Here is an 8123-nt window from a genome sequence, read left to right as displayed (position 1 = left end):
GACGGTGAAGGTCGCGTCGACCGCCGACGGCGACGTCTACGACGTGAGCGCCGAGTACGACGACGCCGCCGCGGTCGCCGGAGCGACCGGGACCCCGATTCGAGACGTGCTCCGGCGTGCGGAGAGCGACGTGCGTGACCGGCTCGGAGAGGAGTAGTCCCCGATCGAGGTCGCCCGGTCACCCCGGCGGATCGACCCGTTCGACCCGTTCCGGTTCGACGCCGAACCCGTCGGCCAACCGGTCGGCGGCGCGGTCGGCGGCGCGCTCGACGGGCCGGTCCGCCTCCGGGACAGAGAGGGTCGCGACCGCCTCGACGGTCGTGTCGTTGAGCCCCGGCTGGAGGCCGGCGATCGACAGGGCTTCGACGTCGACGCCCTCGACTCGCTCCAGTTGCGCTCGGGCGCCCGCGGCGAGGTCGCCGGCGGCGGCCTGCGAGACGCGTACCGTCACGGTCGCTTCCACGGTCTGCGTGTGGATGGCGGCTGCCATGAGCCCCCCGCCGCGAGTCGAACGCGGCGCGGACCAGTCCGCGGCCTCGAACGCGGGTCCGGCTTCGGCGGACCCGACGCTCGCGAGGGGAACACGGTCGCGTCCGGCGGTCGGCGGGTGACACAGCGGCGGCTGGAGAAGTCGGGGTGTGGTCCGTCCCGCGGGGAACTCCCCCAGCCGACGCGCGTCACGCGGTCGGGCGGACGGACCGTGTCTCCGGAATCCCGTAGCCGTTCCAGCCGATGAGCGCGCCGCTGACGAGGGCGGCGGACGCCGAGGCGGTGGAACGGAGGCGGGTCATACGTGGACTCCGGCGGCGCAGAGCGCCGTTACCGATTCGATCTGCCGGGGAGTTGTTAAATCTGTGGCGAGTGTGTGGATAGCTACCGATTCACTTACACGTGACGGTCGCCCGCAGTGGCTGGGGGCCGCGAATCCCGCGCAGATGACCCAGATCGCCCGGTTCCGTCGAGGGTGAGACGACAGGCCTATGACGAACGCCCGACCAGTTGCGCGTAAGCAGCCACCGTCATGATCGAGCGAATCCACACGTCGGACGTCGAACCGGACGCGGACGAGGTCGCCATCGCCGGCCACGTCCACGAGATCCGCGACCTGGGAGGCCTCGTCTTCCTCATCGTGCGCGACCGCGAGGGACTCATCCAGATCGTCTTCAAGGAGGAGCGCGAGCCGGAGCTGTTCGAGGCCGTCCAGGACGTGGGCGCCGAGGACGTGGTCCGGGTCGTCGGCGAGCCGCTGGAGAGCGATCAGGCGCCCGGCGGCGTCGAGATCGCGCCCACCGAGTACGAGGTCATCGACGAGGCCGACTCCCCGCTCCCGCTGGAGATCTCGAAGGACATCGAGGTCGACCTCTCGACCCGGCTCGACAACCGCGCGCTCGACCTCCGCAAGCCGGAGACGCTCGCGGTGTTCACCCTGCGCTCGGAGCTCATGACGGCGATGGAGGAGTGGTTCGACGACGAGGGGTTCGTCGACATCAAGACGCCGCTCATCTCGAAGGGCGGCGCCGAGGGCGGCGCCGAGCTGTTCCCGATCCTCTACTACAACCAGGACGCGTTCCTGTCGCAGAGCCCCCAGCTCTACAAGCAGATGCTGATGGCGTCGGGCTACGAGGCCGTCTACGAGACGGGCACCGCGTTCCGCGCCGAGGACTTCGCGACCTCCCGGCACGTCTCCGAGATCGCGATGTTCGACGTGGAGCTCGCGTACATCGACGACCACGACGACGTGATGGACGTCCAGGAGGAGTCGCTGCGGTACGCGCTCCGCGAGGTCGCCGAGAACGCCGAGCGCGAGCTCGACCTGCTCGACGTCGACCTCGACGTGCCCGAGGACGACTTCCCGCGGATCACCTTCGACGAGGCGCTCGACATCCTCGAGACCGAGTTCGGTCACTTCCCGGACGACCCGGCCGACCTCGACACGAAGGGCGAGAAGCTGCTCGGCGAGCACTTCGAGGAGCAGGGCCATCCCGCGTTCTTCGTCGTCGGCTACCCCGACGAGAAGTTCTACTACATGCAGGACGTCGAGGGCGACGACATCGCCTCCCGGAAGTTCGACCTCATCTACAAGGGCCAGGAGCTCTCCTCGGGCGGTCAGCGCGAGCATAACGTCGACCGCATGGTCGAGGTCATGGAGGAGGAGGGCGTCGAGACGAGTAACTTCGAGTTTTACATCGAGGCGCTCAGCTTCGGGACCCCGCCCCACGGCGGCTACGGCCTCGGCATCGACCGGCTCGTTCAGAAGGTCGCCGACCTCGACAACATCAAGGAGGCGATCATGTTCCCGCGCGACCCGAACCGGCTGGAGCCCTGAGACGGCGCGCGCGACCCGACGGCGCTCCCGCTCCTGTTTTGTTTATATCCCCACCGTTACCGACGGCGATATCGGAGCGGCTGCCTCACGTCTGGCGATTAAACCGAATTAAATCGGGCGAAATTCGGCTGAACGGCTCGGGGTATTAAAGGTGACAGCGGTCGGAGAGGGAACCGTCATGAACGCGATCCGAACGACGCTGATCGTGGCGCTCGCCACGGTGGTACTGATCGGGACCGGCGCGGCCGCCGGCGCCGTCGCGGCGGCCCCCGGACCGAGCGACGCGCCCGGCGACGCGGGACCGCCGAGCGACCTGCCGGATCAGGTGCCGGACTTCGTCGGCGACGTCCTGAGTAACGTCAACGACTTCCTCTCCGGCGGCGTCGACGACCTGGGTGAATCCGTGAGCGACATCGCCGGCAGTGACGCTGGTGACGGCGACGGCTCCGGCGCGGACGACGAGGAGGTGGCGTAACGTGACGGACCGAACGACCGACCTCGACGCGCTCGACCGGCGGACCTACCTGCAGGCGACCGGCGCCGCCGCGCTCGGCGTGGCCGGACTCGCCGGCTGCGTGGGCCGCGCGACCGGGACGCTCGCGACCGCCGTCACCGACCAGCCCGCCGATATCGGCGACTTCGAGTCGCTCGTGGTCACTATCGAGGGAATCTGGCTCGGGTCCGAGGGCGCCGAGGGCGGCGCGGAGGGGACCGAGACGGACGGCGAGAACGCGACCGATAGCGGCAGCGACGACGGTAACGCGACCGACAGCGATGGCGACGACGGTAACGCGACCGACGGCGGTGGCGACGACGCCGATACGGGCGACGAGGAGGGCGACGACGCCGACGGCCGCGAGTACCACGAGTTCGACGAGCCGCAGGAGGCGGACCTCGTCGAGCTCCAGAACGGCGAGACGCAGCTGATCGACGAGCGCGAGCTCCGGACGGGCGAGTACCCCTTCCTCCAGCTCGACGTCTCGGCGGTTGACGGGACGCTCACAGACGGGAGCGACGCGACCGTCGACCTCCCGGGCAACGCGCCGCTGAAGTTCAACGAGCCGTTCGAGATCCGCGAGAACACGCGGACGACGTTCACCGCCGACTTCGCGCCGGTGCTGCGAGGAAACGGGCGATACCTCCTGCGCCCGGTTCCGAGCGGGATCGAAGTCGACTACGGGGAGACGGACGGCGACTCCGGAGCCGGCGACGGAGCGGACGACGAGACTGACGGGACCAACGAGAGCGACGACGGAAGCGGCGGCGGGGCGGAGTAGCCGGCGACGCGTCGCGTTCCCCTACGGTCCCCCGTTGAAGCCGCGGTTCGGCCGCATCGGTCGGCGGCCGGTCCGGTCGTAACCGACCGCGGCTTCGGGGTCAGGGCTGGGAGCGGTCCCGGGATTCGGGGACCAGGGGAATGCACGTCGGAATCGGTCCCTCGTCGGAGGCACACAACCCGTTCGACCGTCCCGCCGCGGTTCGACGCGCCGGGACGGTCGAGGTTTCGTTCGGCGCGACGGCGCGAAGCGACGCACGTCGCGCTCATCGCCGATCACGCGATCGGCGACGCGCGATCTCTTATAAACGTCCGATACAGCGGTCCGGCGAGCAGCAGCGCTCCGAGACCGGCCATCGCGACCAACACGGTCGGATCGATCGACGCGCTACCGCCGTCCGCGAGCCGGTCGACGGAGACGCCGATCGCGACGCCGACGATCGCCCACGGGAGTTCTCCGAACGCCGTGCCGACGAGCAGCGATCGGAGGCGGATCCCGGACCCGCCGGCGGCGACGGAGACGGCGTCCGAGGGGACCGGCAGCAGGCGGGTCGCGGTGACGGCTCGAACGCCGCCGGTGGCGTCGGCGAGCCGCTCGCCCGCGCCGCAGAGCCGGTCGGCGACCCGAGAGCCTTCGCGGGCTCGGACCCGTCCCGCTCGCGCGAACCAGTACGGCGGGAATGCGGTGGCGACCATCGCGGCGACGCCGATCGGGACGCCGACCCACCCGTACCCGAAGCCGGCGACGACGGCGAGCAGCGTCGTCGGCCACGCGAGAAGCGGCCTGATCGCCGTCAGCGCGACCAGCGCGGCGCCGAACCGGACCGGATCGTCGGCGAGCCACGTCAGCGGCCCGAGCACGGCCTCGGGGGAGACGACCCACGCGACCGCAGCGAGCGCGGCCAACGCGACGCCGGCGAGCACGTATCCGACGACACCGGTTCGGCGATTCACGAACGGTCGTGCTCCCTCGGACGATAAACGCTTTGTGGAGCGCTCCGGACGCGGCGTCATCGGTTCCTCGACGAACTCCCGGCGGAACCCCGTCGGGAGGTGTTCGCGCTGTCGCGCTTCGACCGCGGACTCGTCGAGCGAAGCCGCCCGAGGCCGACTCAGGCCCGTCGGCTCACGACAGTTTCCCGAGCGCCTCGAAGAAGTCGGACGGCGGGCCCGCGATCCGCATCGGCGGAGTCGTTCGCTCGACGGTCACCTCGACCGGGGCGGGGAGGGTCGTCGTGTTCCGCCCGTCACTGGCGACGACCGCCTCTTCGCCCCCCTCGACCGCGACGGTCACCGTCGCGTCGGCGTCGATCACGAGCGGGGGCATCCCGTCCGCGGCGGCCATCTCGTTGACGATCAGTCCGCTCACCGCGGGGTGAACGAGCGGCCCACCCTCCGAGAGGTTGTACGCGGTCGATCCGGTCGGCGTCGCGACGAGAACCCCGTCGGCGTGGCCGCCGGCGTACCGGCTCCCGTCCACGCGGACCTCGTAGTCGATCCCGGCGCCGGGGCCGCGCCGTCCGCCTTGGATCACGACCTCGTTGGCCGCGGGGACGGAGCTCCAGTCCTCGGTCCGGGCGGCGAGTCGCGGGGCCTCCCGCACGTCCATCTCGCCGCGGTCGAACGCCTCGACCTCCGAAACGACGGCCTCCGCGGCCGCCTCCGGGGGGACCGCGTTGAGGAAGCCGACCTCTCCGAGGTTGACACCGACTATCGGGGTGTCGCCGGCGTTGCGCGCGACGAAGAGGAACGTCCCGTCGCCGCCGACCGCGACCGCGAGGTCGCAGGCGTCGAGCGCGTCAACCGCGCGGCCGGCTTCCGGCTCGCCGAGCGCGTCGGCGGTCTCCGCGTCGAGCCAGACGGACGCCCCGGCGCCGACGACCGCGTCGCGCAGCTCGTCGGCGACGGCGACCGCGCGCTCGCTCCCCTTCCGCGCCACGATTCCGACCTCCATGCGCCACCGATCCTCGCCGCCGGACAAAAGGATGCGGACATCGGACCGCGGTTCCGGAAAGTTTCAAGCCGCCGGCCCGCCTTGCGGGAACCATGTCGCCCCCCTACGGCCGACTGGGACCATGAGCGAGGAAGACGACTGGTTCGAGCGCGCGTTGCGGGAAAGCGGTGCGGCCGACGACGAGGACGACGAAAGCGACGGGAGCGAAAGAGACGGAAGCGCTGTGATCGACGAGTCGTCCGACTCCGGGGAACCCGACGACGGCGGGGACGAACGCGGGAGTGACCCGTTCGGTGGGATCCGAGAGGGCGAGCGAGATTCGTCGCGAGACGTCGGTGAGGGGCCCGACGACGACCGCGACGATCTCGACGACCTCGACGGCGATGTGTTCGGCGATGACGAATCCGACGGTGACGAGTCGGAGGAGGGCGGGCCGGGCGGTAGCGATCCGTTCGGCGGTGAGTCGTTCGGTGGGGGGTCGTTCGGTGACGAAGACCCCTTCGGCAGTGGGTCGTCGGAGGGGAACACCGACTCCGGCGGGGGTTTCGGTGGCGGGTCGTTCGGAGAGAGCGATCCCCTCGGCGGCGGCGGTGACGGCGGACCGCCCAGCGGCGGGGAGACCGACAGCGGACCGACGGGCGGCGGATCCGCGGACCCCTTCGGCGGATACCGAGGGAACACCGCGGCCGACTCGGGGGGCCCGAACGATGTCGGATTCGGCGAGTTCGGCGGCGACGAGGGCGGCGACGCGTCGACGGAATTCGACGTCGACCCCGACGAGTTCGAGTCGTCGATCGAGCGCGCCGACATCGGGATCGAGGGGCTCGACGAGATGATCCTCGGCGGGGTCCCGCGTCGCTCCCTCTTGTCGGTCATCGGCGGCGCCGGGACCGGGAAGACGACGTTCGCGCTCCAGTTCCTCAACGAGGCGCTCGAATCCGACCGAAAGGGGATCTACATCACCCTCGAACAGACCCGCGAGTCGATCCTCTCGACGGCCGAGGAGAAGGGGTGGTCGTTCCGCGAGCACGCCGAGGCGGACCGACTCGCGGTGGTCGCCATCGACCCGATCGAGATGGCGAACTCGCTGGCGTCGATCCGGAACGACCTCACCCGGCTCATCGCCGAGTTCGACGCCGACCGCCTGGTGCTCGACTCCGTCTCCCTCTTGGAGATGATGTACGACCATCCGGCCAAGCGCCGCTCGGAGGTGTTCGGCTTCACCCGGTCGCTGAAGGAGGCCGGCGTCACCACCCTGCTCACCTCGGAGGCGAGCGAGGAGAACCCCTACGCCTCCCGCCACGGGATCGTCGAGTACCTCACCGACGCGGTGTTCGTGCTTCAGTACATCCGCGGAACCGACTTCCGGGAGACGCGGCTCGCCGTTGAGATCCAGAAGATCCGCGACGCGAACCACTCCCGGCAGTCGAAGCCGTATGAGATCACCGACACCGGCATCTCGGTGTACGGACAGGCGAACATCTTCTAGCCCGCGCCACGCGCCCCGGTTCCGTCGGCGCGACGAACACGACAAGGTTCATTCCGCGCCCGCCGGTGTGTCAGTCATGGCCGCGTCACAGATCGGCACGGAACTGGTTCCGAAGTACGTCGGGCTCCTCGCGCAGATCGCCGAGTTCCTCCTCGTGACCGGCGCGGCGTACCTGCTCGGGACGTACGTCGTCAGACCGGCCGTCGGCTGGGTGTTCGACCGTCGGGAGCTCGAACCGACCCTCGAACGGACCGTCGAGAAGCTGATCGGGGTCGGGACCGTCGTCGGCGCGCTTGTCGTCGGCGCGTGGGCCGCGGGGTTCACCGGGTTTCTCGGCGGCTCGGCGCTCATCGTGGCCGCGCTCACGCTGGCCGTCGGCTTCGCGGCCCAGGACGTGCTGTCGAACTTCGTCGCCGGCGTGTTCATCGTCCAGGACCGGAACTTCAACATCGACGACTGGATCGAGTGGAACGGCAACGCCGGCTTCATCGACGACATCGGGTTCCGGGTGACGCGGGTCCGCACGTTCGACAACGAGACGATCACGGTACCGAACACCGAGATCGCGACGAACGCCGTGACGAACCGGATGAGCAACGACACGCTCCGCATCTCGACGACCTTCGGAATCGGATACGGCGACGACATCGACGAGACGACCCGCATCCTGCTGGACGCGGCCGCCGACCACGACGACATCGTCGCCGATCCGGAGCCCTCGGTCCGGGTCGCCGGCCTCGCGGACACGGCGATCGACCTCCAGGCTCGCTTCTGGATCGCCGACCCGGACCGCGAGGAGTTCTCGGTGACGCGCTCGGAGTACATCCGGACCGTGACTGAGCGGTGCCGAGCGGCCGGGATCGACCTCAGCACGACCAGCCAGCACGCGATCACGGGGGATCTCAGGGTCGAGGACGCCGACGGGGCGTAAACGAGGCGAGGCTCTCGCTCGTCAAGTCAGAGACAGTCGAGAAATGCACCGTCCGGGAGTCACGCGAGCGGAGCGAGCGTGACAACGGACGGTGCACGACCGAAGGGAGTTTGCCGAGCGAAGCGAGGCAAACGTCGACTGACGAAG

8 protein-coding genes and 1 pseudogene are annotated in these 8123 nt (G+C 69.9%); 6 read left to right on the top strand and 3 right to left on the bottom strand.

Annotated features, from left to right (window positions below; translation table 11 throughout):
• Positions 1-157 (top strand): annotated as a pseudogene (locus C471_RS17925) (nickel pincer cofactor biosynthesis protein LarC); the annotation flags it as partial.
• 21 nt (positions 158-178) lie between these two features.
• Here the strand turns inward: C471_RS17925 and C471_RS01715 are convergent.
• Complete coding sequence (locus C471_RS01715) at positions 179-490, bottom strand: hypothetical protein (RefSeq protein WP_004046133.1); 312 nt, start codon at positions 488-490, stop codon at positions 179-181.
• Positions 491-1021: 531 nt separating this feature from the next.
• Here C471_RS01715 and aspS point away from each other — a divergent pair.
• The 3 genes from aspS to C471_RS01700 all read left to right on the top strand — a co-directional run bounded on the left by aspS (position 1022) and on the right by C471_RS01700 (position 3603).
• Positions 1022-2326 (top strand): aspartate--tRNA(Asn) ligase, encoded by a 1305-nt coding sequence (aspS, locus tag C471_RS01710; protein ID WP_004046126.1) that lies wholly within the window; start codon positions 1022-1024, stop codon positions 2324-2326.
• 178 nt (positions 2327-2504) lie between these two features.
• Positions 2505-2801, top strand: a complete 297-nt coding sequence (locus tag C471_RS01705) for a hypothetical protein (RefSeq protein ID WP_049908917.1) — start codon at positions 2505-2507, stop codon at positions 2799-2801.
• Between the two features lies 1 nt (position 2802).
• On the top strand, positions 2803-3603 hold the full coding sequence (locus C471_RS01700; protein ID WP_004046122.1) for a DUF4382 domain-containing protein: 801 nt from the start codon (positions 2803-2805) through the stop codon (positions 3601-3603).
• A 275-nt stretch (positions 3604-3878) separates the two neighbouring features.
• On the opposite strand, the gene C471_RS01695 is transcribed toward C471_RS01700, so the two are convergent.
• Together C471_RS01695 and C471_RS01690 are read right to left on the bottom strand one after the other, a co-directional pair.
• The gene (locus C471_RS01695; protein ID WP_004046120.1) at positions 3879-4556 is read right to left on the bottom strand and encodes a TVP38/TMEM64 family protein; all 678 of its coding nucleotides are present in this window, start codon (positions 4554-4556) and stop codon (positions 3879-3881) included.
• 172 nt (positions 4557-4728) lie between these two features.
• Positions 4729-5556 (bottom strand): NAD(+)/NADH kinase, encoded by an 828-nt coding sequence (locus tag C471_RS01690; RefSeq protein ID WP_004046118.1) that lies wholly within the window; start codon positions 5554-5556, stop codon positions 4729-4731.
• Positions 5557-5677: 121 nt separating this feature from the next.
• On the opposite strand from C471_RS01690, the gene C471_RS01685 reads away from it, so the two are divergent.
• Both C471_RS01685 and C471_RS01680 read left to right on the top strand, forming a co-directional pair.
• Positions 5678-7045: a KaiC domain-containing protein gene (locus C471_RS01685; protein ID WP_004046116.1), complete on the top strand. Its 1368-nt coding sequence runs from the start codon at positions 5678-5680 to the stop codon at positions 7043-7045.
• 76 nt (positions 7046-7121) lie between these two features.
• Positions 7122-7976: a mechanosensitive ion channel family protein gene (locus tag C471_RS01680; protein WP_004046113.1), complete on the top strand. Its 855-nt coding sequence runs from the start codon at positions 7122-7124 to the stop codon at positions 7974-7976.
• Positions 7977-8123 lie beyond the last annotated feature (147 nt).

Source organism: Halorubrum saccharovorum DSM 1137, from assembly GCF_000337915.1.
Classification (GTDB): Archaea; Halobacteriota; Halobacteria; order Halobacteriales; family Haloferacaceae; genus Halorubrum; species Halorubrum saccharovorum.
This window is presented reverse-complemented; position numbering and strand designations above follow the sequence as displayed.

What these genes read in the sequence shown, in the direction of transcription:
- C471_RS01685 (WP_004046116.1), top strand. Translation starts at nt 5,678, where the DNA reads ATGAGCGAGGAAGACGACTGGTTCGAGCGCGCGTTGCGGGAAAGCGGT.
- C471_RS01705 (WP_049908917.1), top strand. Translation starts at nt 2,505, where the DNA reads ATGAACGCGATCCGAACGACGCTGATCGTGGCGCTCGCCACGGTGGTA.
- C471_RS01690 (WP_004046118.1), bottom strand. Translation starts at nt 5,556, where the DNA reads ATGGAGGTCGGAATCGTGGCGCGGAAGGGGAGCGAGCGCGCGGTCGCC.
- C471_RS01680 (WP_004046113.1), top strand. Translation starts at nt 7,122, where the DNA reads ATGGCCGCGTCACAGATCGGCACGGAACTGGTTCCGAAGTACGTCGGG.
- C471_RS01715 (WP_004046133.1), bottom strand. Translation starts at nt 490, where the DNA reads ATGGCAGCCGCCATCCACACGCAGACCGTGGAAGCGACCGTGACGGTA.
- aspS (WP_004046126.1), top strand. Translation starts at nt 1,022, where the DNA reads ATGATCGAGCGAATCCACACGTCGGACGTCGAACCGGACGCGGACGAG.